Here is a 14,687-nt window from a genome sequence, read left to right on the forward strand (position 1 = left end):
ATTTAAGGACAGCTCCATGCCCCGCCAACATGCCATCGAGGATTACCGCAATTTCGGTATCATGGCGCATATCGACGCCGGCAAGACCACCACGACCGAGCGCATCCTTTATTACACCGGCAAGAGCCACAAGATCGGCGAAGTGCACGAAGGTGCCGCGACGATGGACTGGATGGCGCAGGAGCAAGAACGCGGCATCACCATCACCTCCGCCGCGACCACCGCGTTCTGGGACGGCAAGCGCCTGAACATCATCGATACCCCCGGCCACGTCGACTTCACCATTGAGGTCGAGCGTTCGCTGCGCGTGCTCGATGGCGCCGTATGCGTGCTCGACAGCAACCAGGGTGTCGAACCGCAGACCGAAACGGTCTGGCGCCAGGGCGACAAGTACAAGGTGCCGCGTATCGTCTTCTGCAACAAGATGGATAAGACCGGCGCCGACTTCTACAAGTGTCTGGCCGACATCGTCGATCGGCTCGGCGCGCGCCCGGTGGCGTTGCAGCTCCCGATCGGTGCGGAGAACAACTTCAAGGGCATGATCGACCTCGTCCGCATGAAGGCGCTGGTCTGGAATAACGAAGCGCTGGGCGCGATGTATGACATCGCTGAGATCCCCGCCGACCTCGCAGACAAGGCCAAGGAATATCGCGAGAAGCTGGTGGAAGCCGCCGTCGAACTCGATGATGTCGCCATGGCCGCCTATCTCGACGGCACCGAGCCGGATGAAGCCACCTTGAAGGGGCTGATCCGTAAGGCCGTCATCACCGGCGCTTTTTATCCCGTCCTATGCGGCACGGCGTTCAAGAACAAGGGTGTGCAGCCGCTGCTCGACGCCGTCGTGGCCTATCTGCCGTCGCCGCTCGACGTGCCTGCCATCAAGGGCATCGACGACAGGGGCAACGAGGTCGTTCGTCACGCTGATGATAAAGAGCCGATGGCGCTGCTGGCGTTCAAGATCATGGACGATCCGTTCGTCGGCACCATCACCTTCTGCCGCATCTATTCCGGCGTTCTCCAGAGCGGCACTGGTGTCATCAACTCGACGCGCGAGAAGAAGGAGCGCATCGGCCGGATGCTGCTGATGCATGCGAACAATCGCGAGGACATCAAGGAAGCCTATGCCGGCGACATCGTCGCACTGGCCGGCTTGAAGGAAGCGCGCACCGGCGACACGCTGTGCGATTCCGCCCATCCGGTGATCCTTGAAAAGATGGAATTCCCCGATCCGGTCATCGAGATCGCGATCGAGCCGAAGTCCAAGGCCGACCAGGAAAAGCTCGGTGTCGCGCTGGCGAAGCTTGCGGCGGAAGATCCGTCATTCCGCGTCTCCACCGATCAGGAGTCCGGCCAGACCATCCTCAAGGGCATGGGCGAGCTCCATCTCGACATTAAGGTCGATATCCTCAAGCGCACCTACAAGGTCGACGCCAACATTGGCGCGCCGCAGGTGGCGTTCCGCGAGCGTGTCACCAAGCGTGTCGAGCACAGCTACACTCACAAGAAGCAGACCGGCGGTACCGGTCAGTTCGCAGCGGTCACGCTGATCGTCGAGCCGAGCGAGCCTGGCAAAGGCTACGAATTCGAGTCGAAGATCGTCGGCGGCGCGGTGCCCAAGGAATACATTCCCGGCGTTGAGAAGGGCATCGAGAGCGTGCTCGGCTCCGGCGTAGTCGCGGGCTTCCCGGTGGTCGACGTCAAGGTGCAACTCATCGACGGCAAGTACCATGATGTCGATTCGTCGGCGCTGGCGTTCGAAATCGCGACCCGCGCCTGCTTCCGCGAAGCGCTGCAAAGGGGCAAGTCGGTGCTGCTCGAGCCGATCATGAAGGTCGAGGTGGTGACGCCGGAAGACTATACCGGATCGGTCATCGGCGATCTCAATTCGCGGCGCGGCCAGATCCAGGGTCAGGACATGCGCGGCAACGCCAACGTCATTAACGCGATGGTGCCGCTCATGAACATGTTCGGTTACGTGAACAACCTGCGCTCGATGAGTCAGGGGCGCGCGACCTTCACCATGCAGTTCGATCATTACGCTGAAGCGCCGGCGAACGTGTCGGCGGAAGTCCAGAAGAAATTTGCCTGATTGTCGCTGGACGACAGTCAACGACTGAACGGAGAGTCAAATGGCCAAAGCGAAGTTTGAACGTAACAAGCCGCATTGCAACATTGGGACGATTGGTCATGTTGACCATGGCAAGACGTCATTGACGGCTGCGATCACGAAGGTTCTGGCGGAGACGGGCGGGGCGACGTTCACGGCGTATGATCAGATTGACAAGGCGCCGGAAGAGAAGGCGCGCGGCATCACGATCTCGACGGCGCATGTGGAGTACGAGACGGCGAACCGTCACTACGCGCATGTCGACTGCCCTGGCCATGCCGACTACGTGAAGAACATGATCACGGGTGCTGCGCAGATGGACGGCGCGATTTTGGTGGTGTCGGCGGCGGACGGCCCGATGCCGCAGACCCGCGAGCACATCCTTCTGGCGCGCCAGGTCGGCGTGCCCGCTCTCGTCGTATTCCTGAACAAGTGCGACATGGTTGACGATCCGGAACTTCTGGAACTGGTCGAGCTCGAGGTGCGCGAGCTGTTGTCGAAGTACGATTTCCCGGGCGACAAGATTCCGATCGTGAAGGGCTCGGCGCTGGCGGCGCTGGAGAACTCGGACCAGAAGCTCGGCCATGACGCGATCCTGGAGCTGATGAAGGAGGTCGACGCCTACATTCCGCAGCCGGAGCGTCCGATCGACCAGCCGTTCCTGATGCCGGTTGAGGACGTGTTCTCGATCTCGGGCCGCGGCACGGTGTGCACGGGCCGCGTCGAGCGCGGCATCGTCAAGGTCGGCGAGGAAATCGAGATCGTCGGCATCAAGGCGACCCAGAAGACGACGGTGACGGGCGTTGAGATGTTCCGCAAGCTTCTGGATCAGGGTCAGGCGGGCGACAACATCGGCGCGCTGCTTCGCGGCACCAAGCGCGAGGACGTCGAGCGCGGTCAGGTTCTGTGCAAGCCGGGTTCTGTGAAGCCGCACACAAAGTTCAAAGCCGAAGCCTACATTCTGACCAAGGAGGAGGGCGGTCGCCACACGCCGTTCTTCACCAACTATCGTCCGCAGTTCTATTTCCGCACCACCGACGTGACCGGTGTGGTGCATCTTCCGGCCGGCACCGAGATGGTGATGCCGGGCGACAACATCGCGATGGAAGTGCACCTGATCGTGCCGATCGCGATGGAGGAGAAGCTGCGCTTCGCCATCCGCGAGGGCGGACGCACCGTCGGCGCAGGCGTGGTGGCGAGTATTATTGAGTGATGATCCGTCGGATGTCCGGCCGCAAGACCGGACATCCGCAACCTTCTTTATCGGCGTGGATGACCGGACGCTCCGGTCGTGACGGACAAGAAAGACAAAGGCAATGAACGGCCAAAATATTCGCATCCGTCTCAAGGCGTTCGACCATCGGATTCTCGATACGTCGACCCGCGAGATCGTGAATACCGCGAAACGCACCGGCGCGCAGGTCCGCGGACCGATTCCGCTGCCGACGCGGATCGAGAAATTTACGGTCAACCGTTCGCCGCACGTCGATAAGAAGAGTCGCGAGCAGTTCGAGATGCGCACGCACAAGCGCCTTCTCGATATCGTGGATCCGACTCCGCAGACAGTCGATGCCTTGATGAAGCTCGATCTGGCCGCAGGCGTCGACGTCGAGATCAAGCTCTGACGCGGCAGCCCGCCGTTTTCGGCAGGGCGCGCGGAAGTCGAAATGAAGTTTAGGAACAGTCCGAACGTTAGCGGACAGAAAGAACAGGAAGCACGCCGATGCGCTCCGGAGTGATCGCACAAAAGGTCGGGATGACGCGGGTCTTCACGGAGACCGGCGAGCATGTCCCTGTGACCGTGCTGAAGTTGAGCAATTGTCAGGTGTTGGGTCACCGGACCAGCGAGAAGAACGGCTACGTTGCGTTGCAGCTCGGCTCGGGCGCGCGCAAGACGGTCTACATGCCGAAGGCGGAGCGCGGACAGTTCGCGGTCGCCAAGGTTGAGCCAAAGCGCAAGTTGGCGGAATTTCGCGTGTCCGAAGATGCGCTGATTCCGGTCGGCGCTGAAATTCAGGCGGACCATTTCGTGGTCGGCCAGTTCGTCGATGTCACCGGCACCTCGGTCGGCAAGGGGTTTGCCGGCGGCATGAAGCGCTGGAACTTCGGCGGTCTGCGCGCCACGCACGGCGTTTCGATCTCCCATCGTTCGATCGGTTCGACCGGCGGTCGTCAGGATCCCGGCAAGACCTTCAAGAACAAGAAGATGCCCGGCCACATGGGTGTCGATCGCATCACCACGCTCAATCTGCGCGTCGTGCAGACCGACGTGGAGCGCGGCCTGATCCTGGTCGAGGGTGCCGTTCCCGGCTCCAAGGGCGGCTGGATCTCGGTGCGTGACGCGGTGAAGAAGCCGTTGCCGAAGGAAGCGCCGAAACCCGGCAAGTTCAAGGTTGCGGGCGGCAGTGCGCAGGCTGCGGGCGATGACAAGGTCACGGCGGACGCCCCGACCGAGAAGGAGGGTGCATAACATGGAACTGAACGTCACCACCCTCGAAGGCAAGGCTGCGGGCTCGGTTCAGCTCTCGGACGGGATTTTCGGTCTTGAGCCGCGCAAGGATTTGATCCAGCGCTGCGTCAACTGGCAGCTCGCCAAGCGTCAGGCCGGTACTCACAAAGCCAAGGGCCGTGCGGAAATCTGGCGCACCGGCAAGAAAATGTTCAAGCAGAAGGGCACCGGCAATGCCCGTCACGGTTCGGCCCGCGTGTCGCAGTTCCGTGGCGGTGGTCGCGCTTTCGGCCCGGTCGTACGCAGCCATGCGCACGATCTGCCGAAGAAGGTGCGCGCGCTGGCGCTGCGCCACGCGCTGTCGGCGAAGGCAAAGGACGGCGGTCTGATCGTCATCGACAGCGCCGAGCTGAAGGATGCCAAAACCAAGGCGCTGCTCGGTCACTTTTCCGGCCTCGGCCTGACCAGCGCGCTGATCGTCGACGGGGCGCAGGTTCATGCCGGGTTCGAAACCGCCGCGCGCAACATTCCGAACATCGACGTGCTGCCGATCCAGGGCATCAACGTCTATGACATTCTGCGCCGTCAGAAGCTCGTGCTGACCAAGGCGGCGGTTGATGCGCTGGAGGCGCGCTTCAAATGACAATCGATGCGAAGCATTACGACGTGATCGTCGCTCCGGTCATTACCGAAAAGGCGACGATGGCCTCCGAGCACAACAAGGTTGTGTTCAAGGTGACGCGCAAGGCGACCAAGCCGCAGATCAAGGAAGCGGTCGAGAAACTGTTCGACGTCAAGGTCAAGAGCGTGAACACGCTGCTGCGCAAGGGCAAGACGAAGATCTTCCGCGGCAACCTGGGTTCGCAGTCGGATAGCAAGCGTGCGGTTGTGACCCTCGAAGAGGGCCACCGTATCGACGTCACCACCGGACTCTGAGGCGGAAACGGCTTAAGGCGATAGATTATGGCACTTAAAACATACAATCCCACGACGCCGGGCCAGCGCCAGCTGGTGATGGTCGATCGTTCGGCCCTCTACAAGGGCAAGCCGGTCAAGACGCTTACCGAAGGCAAGCGCGGCAAGGGCGGCCGCAACAACACCGGGCGCATCACCGTGCGTTTTCGCGGCGGCGGCCACAAGAAGGCCTACCGCAACGTCGATTTCAAGCGTGAGAAGGCGGACGTGCCGGCGACCGTCGAGCGGCTCGAATACGATCCGAACCGCACCGCGTTCATTGCGCTGATCAAGTATCAGGACGGTGAGCAGGCCTATATTCTCGCGCCGCAGCGTTTGGCCGTCGGCGATACCGTCGTTGCCGGCAATTATGTCGACGTGAAGCCGGGCAATGTGATGCCGCTCGGCAACATGCCCGTCGGCACCATCGTCCACAACGTCGAGATGAAGATCGGCAAGGGCGGCCAGCTCGCGCGTTCGGCCGGCACTTATGCCCAGATCGTCGGCCGCGATCAGGACTACGTCATTCTGCGCCTGAATTCGGGCGAGCAGCGCCTGGTGCACGGCCGTTGCCGCGGCTCGATCGGCGCGGTGTCGAACCCGGACCACATGAACATTTCAATCGGCAAGGCCGGCCGCACCCGTTGGTTGGGCTGGCGCCCGCACAACCGCGGTGTGGTCATGAACCCGATCGACCATCCGCATGGCGGCGGCGAAGGCCGCACCTCGGGCGGCCGTCACCCGGTGACGCCGTGGGGCAAGCCGACCAAGGGCAAGAAGACCCGTTCCAACAAGTCGACCAACAAGTTCATTCTCATCAGCCGCCACAAGCGGAAGAAGCAGTAAGGAAAGCCGGACATGGTTCGTTCAGTCTGGAAAGGCCCGTTCGTCGAAGGCTCGCTGCTTAAGAAAGCAGACGCCGCGCGGGCGAGCGGCCGTCACGATGTCATCAAGATCTGGAGCCGGCGCTCGACCATCCTGCCGCAGTTCGTCGGCCTGGTGTTCGGCGTCTATAACGGCCAGAAGCACGTACCGGTGTCGGTCAACGAGGAGATGGTCGGTCACAAGTTCGGCGAGTTTTCGCCGACGCGGACGTTCCATGGCCACTCGGGCGACAAGAAAGCCAAGAAGGCTTGAGGTTTAAGTCATGAGCAAACCAAAGCGCGAACGGAGCCTCCCGGAAAACGAGGCCAAGGCGGTCGCCCGGATGCTTCGGGTGAGCCCGCAGAAGCTCAACCTGGTTGCGCAACTGATCCGCGGCCGCAAGGCGGCGGCGGCGCTTGCCGACCTGCAGTTCTCGCGTAAGCGAATCGCGGGCGACGTGAAGAAGTGCCTGGAATCGGCGATCGCCAACGCCGAGAACAACCACGACCTCGACGTCGACGAATTGGTCGTGTCGCAAGCGTTTGTCGGCAACGGCATGGTGATGAAGCGTTTCGCACCGCGCGGCCGTGGCCGCTCGGGCCGTATCTATAAACCGTTCTCGCAACTGACGATCATAGTGCGTCAGGTCGAGGCCGAGGCGAGCGCTTAAAGAGGCGCAGGAGAAAACGATGGGTCAAAAGATCAATCCAATCGGGCTGCGTCTGGGCATCAACCGGACCTGGGACTCCCGTTGGTATGCCGGCAAGAACGAGTACGGCAAGCTGCTGCACGAGGACGTCAGGATCCGCGAGCTCCTTCACAAGGAGCTTAAGCAGGCGGCCGTCGCGCGCATCGTGATCGAACGTCCGCACAAGAAGTGCCGCGTGACGATCCATTCGGCGCGGCCCGGTGTCGTGATCGGCAAGAAGGGCGCCGATATCGACAAGCTTCGCAAGAGGGTTGCGGACATCACCTCGTCCGACGTCGTCATCAACATCGTCGAGATTCGCAAGCCGGAGCTTGATGCCACGCTGGTCGCCGAATCGATCGCGCAGCAGCTTGAGCGCCGCGTCGCGTTCCGCCGCGCGATGAAACGCGCCGTGCAATCCGCGATGCGTCTCGGCGCCGAAGGCATTCGTATCAACTGCTCGGGTCGTCTCGGCGGCGCTGAAATCGCTCGCATGGAGTGGTATCGCGAAGGCCGTGTGCCGCTGCACACGCTGCGCGCCGATGTCGATTACGGCGTCGCCACCGCGTTCACGACGTTCGGCACCTGCGGCGTCAAGGTCTGGATCTTCAAGGGCGAAATCCTCGAGCACGATCCGATGGCTCAGGACAAGCGCCTGGCCGGCGACGACAACCGTCCGCGCCGCGACGCGGCTTGAACGAGAGAAGGTTTGAGGGCGTAAGCCATGATGCAACCGAAGAAGACCAAGTTCCGGAAGGCGCACAAGGGCCGCATCCACGGCACCGCGTCGTCGGGCGCGACGCTGGCGTTCGGCCAGTTCGGCCTGAAGGCGATGGCGCCTGAGCGCATCACGGCGCGCCAGATCGAAGCCGCGCGGCGTGCGCTTACGCGCCATATGAAGCGCGCCGGCCGCGTCTGGATCCGCGTGTTCCCCGATGTGCCCGTCTCGAAGAAGCCGGCCGAGGTTCGCATGGGCTCCGGCAAGGGCGCGCCGGAATTGTGGGTGGTTCGGGTCAAGCCGGGCCGGGTTCTTTTCGAGATCGACGGCGTGGCCGCGCAGACCGCGAAGGAAGCGCTGACGCTCGCCGCCGCGAAGCTGCCGATCAAGACGCGCTTCGTCGCGCGCATCGCGGAGTAACCGACATGGCCGAGATGAAGACCGCCGACATCCGCGCGATGACCCCCGACCAGATGGACGACGCTGTCGCCAATCTGAAGAAGGAGCGCTTCAATCTACGCTTCCAGCGTGCCACCGGGCAGCTGGAGAACACCTCGCGGATGCGTGAAGCCCGCCGCGATATCGCACGGATCAAGACCATCGCCGCGCAGAAGCGCGACGCGAAGAAATAAGGGGCCCGAGATGCCGAAACGTACGCTGCAGGGCGTGGTCGTCAGCGACAAGCAAGCCAAGACGGTTGTGGTGCGCGTCGATCGCCGCTTTACCCATCCGATCTACAAGAAGACCATTCGCCGCTCGAAAAACTATCACGCGCACGACGAGAACAACGAGTTCAAGCCGGGCGACATGGTGTGGATCGAGGAAAGCAAGCCGATCTCGAAGTTGAAGCGCTGGACCGTGGTCCGGGGCGAGCAGAAGAAAACCGCTTAAGCGCGATTTTGCGCATCAGAAAGAGGACAAGGTGCATCAATGATTCAGATGCAGACCAACCTCGACGTCGCCGATAATTCAGGCGCACGCCGTGTCATGTGCATCAAGGTGCTTGGAGGCTCCAAGCGCCGCTATGCAACGGTGGGCGACATCATCGTCGTGTCGATCAAGGAAGCCATCCCGCGCGGGAAGGTGAAGAAGGGTGACGTCATGAAGGCGGTGGTGGTGCGCGTCCGCAAGGACATCCGCCGCGCTGACGGTTCGGTGATCCGTTTCGACCGCAATGCGGCGGTGCTGATCAACAATCAGTCCGAACCGGTCGGTACCCGTATTTTCGGGCCGGTGCCGCGCGAGTTGCGCGCCAAGAACCACATGAAGATCATATCGCTGGCGCCGGAGGTGCTGTGATGGCTGCCAAGATTCGCAAGGGCGACAAGGTTATTGTTTTGTCGGGCCGCGACAAGGGTCGCACCGGCGAGGTGTTCGAGGTACGCCCCGCGGAAAGCAGGGCGCTGGTGCGCGGTGTCAACATGGTGAAGCGCCACCAGAAGCAGAGCCAGAACCAGGAGGGCGGCATCATCTCGAAGGAGGCGCCGGTCCACCTGTCTAAAATCGCGATCGTCGGCAAGGACGGCAAGCCGACCCGCGTCGGTTTCAAGATTCAGGCCGACGGCACCAAGGTGCGTGTCGCCAAGCGTTCGGGAGCGGAGATCGATGGCTGAGACTGCTTACGTGCCGCGCCTGCGCGCGGAGTATGACAAGAGCATCCGCGCCAAACTGACCGAGCAGTTCGGCTACGTCAATGTCATGCAGGTGCCGCGCCTCGACAAGGTGGTTCTCAACATGGGAATCGGCGAGGCCGTGAACGACCGCAAAAAGGCTGAGACGGCGGCTGGCGACTTGGCGCTGATCGCCGGTCAGAAGGCGATCGTGACCTATTCGCGTGTCGCGATTGCGACCTACAAGCTGCGTGAAAACCAGCCGATCGGCTGCAAGGTGACGCTGCGCAAGGCGAAGATGTACGAGTTCATCGACCGCCTGGTAAACGTCGCGCTGCCGCGCGTGCGCGACTTCCGCGGGCTCAATCCGAAGAGCTTCGACGGGCGCGGCAATTACTCGCTCGGCATCAAAGAACACATTATTTTCCCCGAAATCGACTTCGACAAGGCCGGGGAGAGCTGGGGCATGGACGTCACGGTCTGCACGACTGCGCAGACTGACGACGAAGCCCGAGCGCTGCTGACCGCATTCAATTTTCCGTTCCGGCAGTGAGACGCTGAGAAGCGCTCAGACGCGGAAAGGCAAGGAGCCAAGCATGGCAAAGAAGAGTTCGATCGAGAAGAACAACCGGCGTAGGCGGATGACCAAGAACGCGGCTGCGAAGCGTGCGCGGCTGAAGGCGGTCATCGCCGACAAGACCAAGCCGATGGAGGAGCGGTTCGCCGCCACTCTGAAGCTCGCCGAAATGCCGCGCAACTCGTCGGCGACGCGTATTCGCAATCGCTGCGAACTGACCGGACGTCCGCGTTCGATTTACCGCAAGAACAAGCTGAGCCGCATCGCGCTGCGCGATCTCGGTTCCAGAGGCTTGGTTCCCGGCCTCGTGAAGTCGAGCTGGTAAGGAGGATCGCCAAATGTCCACGCACGATCCGATCAGCGATCTCATCACCCGCATCCGCAATGCGCAGATGCGCAACAAGCCCAAGGTTTCGACTCCGGGCTCGAGGATGCGCGCCAATGTGCTCGAGGTCCTCAAGAGCGAGGGCTATATCCGCGGCTACGCCAGCGTCGAGCATTCCTCGGGCCGCAGCGAGCTCGAGATCGAGCTGAAGTATTTCGACGGCGAGCCCGTGATCCGCGAGATCGAGCGCGTCTCCAAGCCGGGGCGGCGCGTTTATGCCTCGGTGAGGAATCTGCCGCGCGTCAACAACGGGCTGGGAATTTCGGTGCTGTCGACGCCGAAGGGGATCATGGCCGACCACGACGCGCGTGACGCGAACGTGGGCGGCGAAGTCCTCTTCACGGTGTTCTAGGGAAGGAATTAAGCCATGTCGCGCATTGGCAAGAGGCCAGTCACGGTGCCGTCCGGTGTGACCGCGACCGTCGAAGGGCAGACCGTCAAGATGAAGGGGCCGAAAGGCCAGCTTCAGTTCGTCGTCCATGACGATGTCGAGGTGAAGTTCGAGAACGGCGCGGTGAAGGTCGCGCCGCGGCACGAGACCAACCGGGCGCGGGCGCTGTATGGCACCGCGCGCGCTCAGGTCGCGAATCTCGTTGAGGGCGTCACCAAGGGTTTCGAGAAGAAGCTCGAGATCATCGGCGTCGGCTATCGCGCCGCGTTGCAGGGCAAGACCTTGCAACTCGCGCTCGGCTACAGCCACGACGTCAATTACTCGATCCCGGAGGGGATCACGATCGTTGTGCCGAAGCCGACCGAAATCACGATCACGGGTAATGATGCGCAGCGCGTCGGTCAGGTCGCGGCCGAGATCCGCGGCTATCGTCCGCCAGAGCCCTACAAGGGCAAGGGCGTGAAGTACGCCGATGAATCGATCTTCCGCAAGGAAGGCAAGAAGAAGTAACGGAGCCGGTCATGTCGAAATTGAAGATTACGAATGCCCGGCGCAAGCAACGCGTGCGGCTGTCGTTGCGCCGCACCGCGAACGGTCGCCCTCGGCTGTCGGTGTTCCGTTCGTCGAAGCACATCTATGCCCAGGTCATCGACGACCTGAAAGGCGAGACGCTGGCGTCGGCGTCTTCGCTCGAGAAGGCGATGCGTGATGCAGGCAACACCGGTGCCAACATCGAGGCCGCCAAGGCGGTCGGCAAGCTGTTGGCGGAGCGGGCGGTGAAGAACGGCGTCAAGGAAGTGGTCTTCGATCGCGGCGGCTATCTCTATCACGGTCGCGTCAAGGCGCTGGCCGACGCTGCTCGCGAGAGCGGATTGAGCTTCTAAATGCGTATTCCGCAAAAGTGGAAGCGGGTTTTGCGATAAGAATATGCGTCTCGAGATTGGTATAGGAACGGACAGGACCGGGGCGGAAGCCTCACAAGGATCGGAAAAACACCATGGCAGGTGAACGCGAACGCGGCGGACGCGAACGGGGCAGAGATCGCGAAGAGCGCGACAGCGAGTTCGTCGACAAGCTCGTCCACATCAATCGTGTGGCGAAGGTCGTCAAGGGCGGCAAGCGCTTCGGTTTCGCGGCGCTGGTCGTGATCGGCGACCAGAAGGGCCGGGTCGGCTTCGGTCACGGCAAGGCGCGCGAAGTTCCGGAGGCAATCCGCAAGGCGACAGAGTCGGCCAAGCGCAATCTGACGCGCGTGGCGCTGCGTGAGGGCCGGACGCTGCATCACGACATCGCAGGGCGTCACGGCGCTGGCCGCGTTTACCTGCGCGCTGCTCCGGCCGGTACCGGGATCATCGCCGGCGGTCCGATGCGCGCCGTGTTCGAGACGCTTGGCATTCAGGACGTAGTTGCGAAGTCGGTCGGCTCATCCAATCCCTACAACATGGTTCGCGCAACCTTCGACGCGCTGAAGCATGTGGATTCGCCGCGCTCGGTTGCTGCCCGTCGCAACATCAAGGTTTCCACGCTGCAAGCGCGCCGTGTCGGCGGCGACGTCGAAGCGGTTGCCGAATAAATGAGGCTGAATCGGAGCGGCGACCGCCGGTCCGATCAACCCCGCTGGACAGCACTTTGGAGTGAGGACGATGGCGAAGGCCGCAAAGACAATCAAGGTCGAGCAGACCGGCAGCGCGATCCGCCGCGAACATTCGCAGCGTGAGACGCTGGTCGGGCTCAAGCTCAACAAGATCGGTCGGGTCTCCGAGTTGCAGGACACCCCTGCGGTTCGCGGCATGATCGCAAAGGTTCAGCACATCGTCAGGGTGATCGACGAGAAGTAACAATTTGCCGTCACGCCCGGCCTGGTGCCGGGACTTCACGTCTTCCAAGCGCCGCATTCGGCAAGAGACGTGGGTAGCTGGAATGAGCGGAACGGCGAACAGGACGAGGACGCGACAATGAAACTCAGCGATATCGCCGACAACGCAGGCTCGCGGAAGAAGCGTATGCGGATCGGCCGGGGTATCGGCTCCGGCAAGGGCAAGACCGGCGGCCGTGGCGGCAAGGGCCAGACCGCGCGCTCGGGCGTGCGCATCAAGGGCTTTGAGGGCGGCCAGATGCCGCTACATCGGCGTCTGCCGAAGCGCGGCTTCAACAATATTTTCCGGCTGGAGTTCGCCGAGATCAACCTCGACCGTCTTCAAGCCGCGATCGACGCCGGTTCGATCGATGCAAAGGCCACCATCAACGCCGAGTCGCTGGTGAAGTCCGGCGCGGTGCGGCGCGCCAGGGACGGGATCCGCCTGCTCGGTCGCGGCGAGATCAAGGCAAAGCTGACTATCGAGGTTCATGGCGCTTCGAAGGCCGCGATCGCGGCGGTCGAGAAGGCTGGTGGCTCGGTGAAAATCCTTGCGCCGAAGAAGGACGAAGGTGAGGCAGCGTAACATCTGTGTCATCGCCCGCTTTGGCGCACGACAGTTGACTTGCGGATGGTAATTTATCGAAAGCCGAGCACCACAAGAAGTCCGATGTCTGTCGAGTGCCCCACCATGGCGGAGCATGACGGCGAGGTTGGCGCGGGAGAAAGCTGAATATGGTCTCAGCAGCGGAACAACTGGCGGCAAACCTTAACTTCTCGGCGTTCGCAAAAGCCGACGAACTGAAGAAGCGCATCTGGTTCACGCTGGGTGCGTTGCTCGTTTACCGGCTCGGCACCTACATTCCGCTGCCGGGCATCGACCCCACGGTTTGGCAGAAGGTTTTCAACTCCCAGGCCGGCGGCATCCTCGGGATGTTCAACATGTTCTCCGGCGGTGGTATCGACCGCATGGCGATCTTCGCCTTGAACATCATGCCGTACATTTCGGCATCGATCATCCTGCAACTGTTGACGACCGTGTCGCCGAAGCTCGAGGCCCTCAAGAAGGAGGGTGAAGCCGGCCGCAAGCTGATCAACCAATACACCCGCTATCTCACCGTGGTGCTGGCGTTCTTCCAGTCCTATGGCATCGCCGTCGGCCTTCAGGGCGCCGGCAATGTCGTGAGCAATCCTGGCATGTTCTTCCTGGTCTCCACCGCGATTACGCTGACCGGCGGCACCATGTTCCTGATGTGGCTTGGCGAGCAGATCACCTCGCGCGGCATCGGCAACGGCATTTCGCTCATCATCATGGCGGGCATCGTCGCCGAGTTGCCATCTGCGCTGGCCAACATGCTGGAACTCGGCCGTCAGGGTGCGCTGTCGACCGGGATTATCCTGATCGTTCTCATCATGGTCGTCGGCGTGATCGCCTTCATCGTGTTCATGGAGCGCGCCCAGCGCAGGCTGCTGATCCAGTATCCGAAGCGTCAGGTCGGCAACAAGATGTTCGAGGGGCAGTCCTCCCATCTGCCACTGAAGCTCAATACCTCGGGCGTGATTCCGCCGATCTTCGCGTCGTCGCTGCTGCTGCTGCCGACGACGGTTGCGAATTTCAACGCAGGCAAGGGACCGGAATGGTTCCAATGGGTGACCACGCAACTCGGCCACGGCCGGCCGCTGTTTCTGGTCCTCTACCTCGCGCTGATCGTGTTCTTCACGTTTTTCTACACCGCGATTGTGTTCAATCCGACCGAGACTGCCGACAACCTGAAAAAGCACGGCGGTTTCATTCCCGGCATCAGACCGGGCGAGCGCACGGCCGAATATATCGACTATGTGCTCTCGCGCATCACCGTGCCCGGGGCGGTCTATCTCGCGGTTGTCTGTCTGATTCCTGAGATTCTGATTTCCTACGCGGCCGTGCCGTTCTACTTCGGCGGCACGTCGCTGCTGATCGTCGTCAGCGTGACGATGGATACGGTGTCGCAGGTGCAGGGGTATCTGCTAGCCCATCAATATGAAGGCCTGATCAAAAAGTCCAAGCTGAGGGGCCGCCGTCGCTGACCCGGCGAGGGGGCAAATCTTC

24 protein-coding genes are annotated in these 14,687 nt (G+C 62.0%); all 24 read left to right on the forward strand.

Features of this window, described 5'->3' with window-relative positions; genetic code table 11:
- The first annotated feature begins 16 nt into the window (after window positions 1–16).
- The 24 genes from fusA (at window position 17) to secY (ending at window position 14,665) form a co-directional block, all read left to right on the forward strand.
- On the forward strand, window positions 17–2,089 hold the full coding sequence (fusA, locus tag ACSZOQ_RS05790) for an elongation factor G (protein ID WP_439925048.1): 2,073 nt from the start codon (window positions 17–19) through the stop codon (window positions 2,087–2,089).
- 40 nt (window positions 2,090–2,129) lie between these two features.
- Window positions 2,130–3,320, forward strand: coding sequence for an elongation factor Tu (gene tuf, locus ACSZOQ_RS05795; protein ID WP_439925049.1), 1,191 nt, complete (start codon window positions 2,130–2,132; stop codon window positions 3,318–3,320).
- A gap of 103 nt (window positions 3,321–3,423) precedes the next feature.
- Window positions 3,424–3,732 carry a 30S ribosomal protein S10 gene (gene rpsJ / locus ACSZOQ_RS05800; protein WP_002712302.1) on the forward strand — a complete coding sequence of 103 codons (309 nt, stop codon included), beginning with the start codon at window positions 3,424–3,426 and terminating at the stop codon, window positions 3,730–3,732.
- A gap of 98 nt (window positions 3,733–3,830) precedes the next feature.
- A complete protein-coding gene (rplC, locus tag ACSZOQ_RS05805) occupies window positions 3,831–4,577 on the forward strand; it encodes a 50S ribosomal protein L3 (RefSeq protein WP_439925050.1) in 747 nt (248 codons plus the stop codon).
- A 1-nt stretch (window position 4,578) separates the two neighbouring features.
- Window positions 4,579–5,199 carry a 50S ribosomal protein L4 gene (gene rplD, locus ACSZOQ_RS05810; RefSeq protein WP_439925051.1) on the forward strand — a complete coding sequence of 207 codons (621 nt, stop codon included), beginning with the start codon at window positions 4,579–4,581 and terminating at the stop codon, window positions 5,197–5,199.
- A complete protein-coding gene (locus ACSZOQ_RS05815) occupies window positions 5,196–5,492 on the forward strand; it encodes a 50S ribosomal protein L23 (RefSeq protein WP_439925052.1) in 297 nt (98 codons plus the stop codon). Before rplD ends, ACSZOQ_RS05815 begins: the two co-directional genes overlap by 4 nt.
- Before the next feature lie 27 nt (window positions 5,493–5,519).
- Complete coding sequence (gene rplB / locus ACSZOQ_RS05820) at window positions 5,520–6,356, forward strand: 50S ribosomal protein L2 (RefSeq protein ID WP_439925053.1); 837 nt, start codon at window positions 5,520–5,522, stop codon at window positions 6,354–6,356.
- 12 nt (window positions 6,357–6,368) lie between these two features.
- Window positions 6,369–6,647 (forward strand): 30S ribosomal protein S19, encoded by a 279-nt coding sequence (rpsS, locus tag ACSZOQ_RS05825; RefSeq protein ID WP_027536815.1) that lies wholly within the window; start codon window positions 6,369–6,371, stop codon window positions 6,645–6,647.
- Window positions 6,648–6,657: 10 nt separating this feature from the next.
- The gene (gene rplV / locus ACSZOQ_RS05830) at window positions 6,658–7,044 is read left to right on the forward strand and encodes a 50S ribosomal protein L22 (RefSeq protein ID WP_439925054.1); all 387 of its coding nucleotides are present in this window, start codon (window positions 6,658–6,660) and stop codon (window positions 7,042–7,044) included.
- A gap of 19 nt (window positions 7,045–7,063) precedes the next feature.
- Window positions 7,064–7,759 carry a 30S ribosomal protein S3 gene (gene rpsC, locus ACSZOQ_RS05835; protein ID WP_439925055.1) on the forward strand — a complete coding sequence of 232 codons (696 nt, stop codon included), beginning with the start codon at window positions 7,064–7,066 and terminating at the stop codon, window positions 7,757–7,759.
- A gap of 27 nt (window positions 7,760–7,786) precedes the next feature.
- On the forward strand, window positions 7,787–8,200 hold the full coding sequence (gene rplP / locus ACSZOQ_RS05840) for a 50S ribosomal protein L16 (RefSeq protein WP_292612377.1): 414 nt from the start codon (window positions 7,787–7,789) through the stop codon (window positions 8,198–8,200).
- A 5-nt stretch (window positions 8,201–8,205) separates the two neighbouring features.
- Window positions 8,206–8,412 carry a 50S ribosomal protein L29 gene (gene rpmC / locus ACSZOQ_RS05845; RefSeq protein WP_439925056.1) on the forward strand — a complete coding sequence of 69 codons (207 nt, stop codon included), beginning with the start codon at window positions 8,206–8,208 and terminating at the stop codon, window positions 8,410–8,412.
- Between the two features lie 10 nt (window positions 8,413–8,422).
- Entirely contained in the window at window positions 8,423–8,671 is a 249-nt protein-coding gene (gene rpsQ, locus ACSZOQ_RS05850) for a 30S ribosomal protein S17 (RefSeq protein ID WP_009797129.1), read from the forward strand.
- Window positions 8,672–8,710: 39 nt separating this feature from the next.
- Complete coding sequence (gene rplN, locus ACSZOQ_RS05855) at window positions 8,711–9,079, forward strand: 50S ribosomal protein L14 (RefSeq protein ID WP_006611848.1); 369 nt, start codon at window positions 8,711–8,713, stop codon at window positions 9,077–9,079.
- A complete protein-coding gene (gene rplX, locus ACSZOQ_RS05860; protein ID WP_439925057.1) occupies window positions 9,079–9,393 on the forward strand; it encodes a 50S ribosomal protein L24 in 315 nt (104 codons plus the stop codon). Before rplN ends, rplX begins: the two co-directional genes overlap by 1 nt.
- Complete coding sequence (gene rplE / locus ACSZOQ_RS05865) at window positions 9,386–9,943, forward strand: 50S ribosomal protein L5 (RefSeq protein ID WP_439925058.1); 558 nt, start codon at window positions 9,386–9,388, stop codon at window positions 9,941–9,943. Before rplX ends, rplE begins: the two co-directional genes overlap by 8 nt.
- A 43-nt stretch (window positions 9,944–9,986) precedes the next feature.
- A complete protein-coding gene (rpsN, locus tag ACSZOQ_RS05870; RefSeq protein ID WP_439925059.1) occupies window positions 9,987–10,292 on the forward strand; it encodes a 30S ribosomal protein S14 in 306 nt (101 codons plus the stop codon).
- A 13-nt stretch (window positions 10,293–10,305) separates the two neighbouring features.
- Window positions 10,306–10,704, forward strand: coding sequence for a 30S ribosomal protein S8 (rpsH, locus tag ACSZOQ_RS05875; protein WP_439925060.1), 399 nt, complete (start codon window positions 10,306–10,308; stop codon window positions 10,702–10,704).
- A gap of 15 nt (window positions 10,705–10,719) precedes the next feature.
- Window positions 10,720–11,253, forward strand: coding sequence for a 50S ribosomal protein L6 (rplF, locus tag ACSZOQ_RS05880; protein ID WP_439925061.1), 534 nt, complete (start codon window positions 10,720–10,722; stop codon window positions 11,251–11,253).
- 11 nt (window positions 11,254–11,264) lie between these two features.
- Window positions 11,265–11,627 (forward strand): 50S ribosomal protein L18, encoded by a 363-nt coding sequence (gene rplR, locus ACSZOQ_RS05885; RefSeq protein WP_439925062.1) that lies wholly within the window; start codon window positions 11,265–11,267, stop codon window positions 11,625–11,627.
- Window positions 11,628–11,740: 113 nt separating this feature from the next.
- Window positions 11,741–12,316, forward strand: coding sequence for a 30S ribosomal protein S5 (gene rpsE, locus ACSZOQ_RS05890; RefSeq protein WP_439925063.1), 576 nt, complete (start codon window positions 11,741–11,743; stop codon window positions 12,314–12,316).
- A gap of 70 nt (window positions 12,317–12,386) precedes the next feature.
- Window positions 12,387–12,581 carry a 50S ribosomal protein L30 gene (rpmD, locus tag ACSZOQ_RS05895; RefSeq protein ID WP_439925064.1) on the forward strand — a complete coding sequence of 65 codons (195 nt, stop codon included), beginning with the start codon at window positions 12,387–12,389 and terminating at the stop codon, window positions 12,579–12,581.
- Between the two features lie 117 nt (window positions 12,582–12,698).
- Window positions 12,699–13,184, forward strand: a complete 486-nt coding sequence (gene rplO / locus ACSZOQ_RS05900) for a 50S ribosomal protein L15 (protein WP_439925065.1) — start codon at window positions 12,699–12,701, stop codon at window positions 13,182–13,184.
- Between the two features lie 149 nt (window positions 13,185–13,333).
- Window positions 13,334–14,665 (forward strand): preprotein translocase subunit SecY, encoded by a 1,332-nt coding sequence (gene secY / locus ACSZOQ_RS05905; protein WP_439925066.1) that lies wholly within the window; start codon window positions 13,334–13,336, stop codon window positions 14,663–14,665.
- Window positions 14,666–14,687: the final 22 nt, after the last annotated feature.

It is taken from the genome of Nitrobacter sp. JJSN (genome assembly GCF_051912485.1).
Taxonomy (GTDB): Bacteria; Pseudomonadota; Alphaproteobacteria; order Rhizobiales; family Xanthobacteraceae; genus Nitrobacter.

Bases quoted from the DNA above. Each gene is read 5' to 3' on its own strand.
- rpsE (WP_439925063.1), top strand. From the start codon at position 11,741: ATGGCAGGTGAACGCGAACGCGGCGGACGCGAACGGGGCAGAGATCGC.
- fusA (WP_439925048.1), top strand. From the start codon at position 17: ATGCCCCGCCAACATGCCATCGAGGATTACCGCAATTTCGGTATCATG.
- rplX (WP_439925057.1), top strand. From the start codon at position 9,079: ATGGCTGCCAAGATTCGCAAGGGCGACAAGGTTATTGTTTTGTCGGGC.
- secY (WP_439925066.1), top strand. From the start codon at position 13,334: ATGGTCTCAGCAGCGGAACAACTGGCGGCAAACCTTAACTTCTCGGCG.
- rpsN (WP_439925059.1), top strand. From the start codon at position 9,987: ATGGCAAAGAAGAGTTCGATCGAGAAGAACAACCGGCGTAGGCGGATG.
- rplO (WP_439925065.1), top strand. From the start codon at position 12,699: ATGAAACTCAGCGATATCGCCGACAACGCAGGCTCGCGGAAGAAGCGT.
- rplE (WP_439925058.1), top strand. From the start codon at position 9,386: ATGGCTGAGACTGCTTACGTGCCGCGCCTGCGCGCGGAGTATGACAAG.
- rplP (WP_292612377.1), top strand. From the start codon at position 7,787: ATGATGCAACCGAAGAAGACCAAGTTCCGGAAGGCGCACAAGGGCCGC.
- rpsS (WP_027536815.1), top strand. From the start codon at position 6,369: ATGGTTCGTTCAGTCTGGAAAGGCCCGTTCGTCGAAGGCTCGCTGCTT.
- rpsJ (WP_002712302.1), top strand. From the start codon at position 3,424: ATGAACGGCCAAAATATTCGCATCCGTCTCAAGGCGTTCGACCATCGG.
- rplB (WP_439925053.1), top strand. From the start codon at position 5,520: ATGGCACTTAAAACATACAATCCCACGACGCCGGGCCAGCGCCAGCTG.
- rpmD (WP_439925064.1), top strand. From the start codon at position 12,387: ATGGCGAAGGCCGCAAAGACAATCAAGGTCGAGCAGACCGGCAGCGCG.
- ACSZOQ_RS05815 (WP_439925052.1), top strand. From the start codon at position 5,196: ATGACAATCGATGCGAAGCATTACGACGTGATCGTCGCTCCGGTCATT.
- rplF (WP_439925061.1), top strand. From the start codon at position 10,720: ATGTCGCGCATTGGCAAGAGGCCAGTCACGGTGCCGTCCGGTGTGACC.
- rplR (WP_439925062.1), top strand. From the start codon at position 11,265: ATGTCGAAATTGAAGATTACGAATGCCCGGCGCAAGCAACGCGTGCGG.
- rpsC (WP_439925055.1), top strand. From the start codon at position 7,064: ATGGGTCAAAAGATCAATCCAATCGGGCTGCGTCTGGGCATCAACCGG.
- rplV (WP_439925054.1), top strand. From the start codon at position 6,658: ATGAGCAAACCAAAGCGCGAACGGAGCCTCCCGGAAAACGAGGCCAAG.
- rplN (WP_006611848.1), top strand. From the start codon at position 8,711: ATGATTCAGATGCAGACCAACCTCGACGTCGCCGATAATTCAGGCGCA.
- rpsH (WP_439925060.1), top strand. From the start codon at position 10,306: ATGTCCACGCACGATCCGATCAGCGATCTCATCACCCGCATCCGCAAT.
- rpsQ (WP_009797129.1), top strand. From the start codon at position 8,423: ATGCCGAAACGTACGCTGCAGGGCGTGGTCGTCAGCGACAAGCAAGCC.
- rplD (WP_439925051.1), top strand. From the start codon at position 4,579: ATGGAACTGAACGTCACCACCCTCGAAGGCAAGGCTGCGGGCTCGGTT.
- rpmC (WP_439925056.1), top strand. From the start codon at position 8,206: ATGGCCGAGATGAAGACCGCCGACATCCGCGCGATGACCCCCGACCAG.
- tuf (WP_439925049.1), top strand. From the start codon at position 2,130: ATGGCCAAAGCGAAGTTTGAACGTAACAAGCCGCATTGCAACATTGGG.
- rplC (WP_439925050.1), top strand. From the start codon at position 3,831: ATGCGCTCCGGAGTGATCGCACAAAAGGTCGGGATGACGCGGGTCTTC.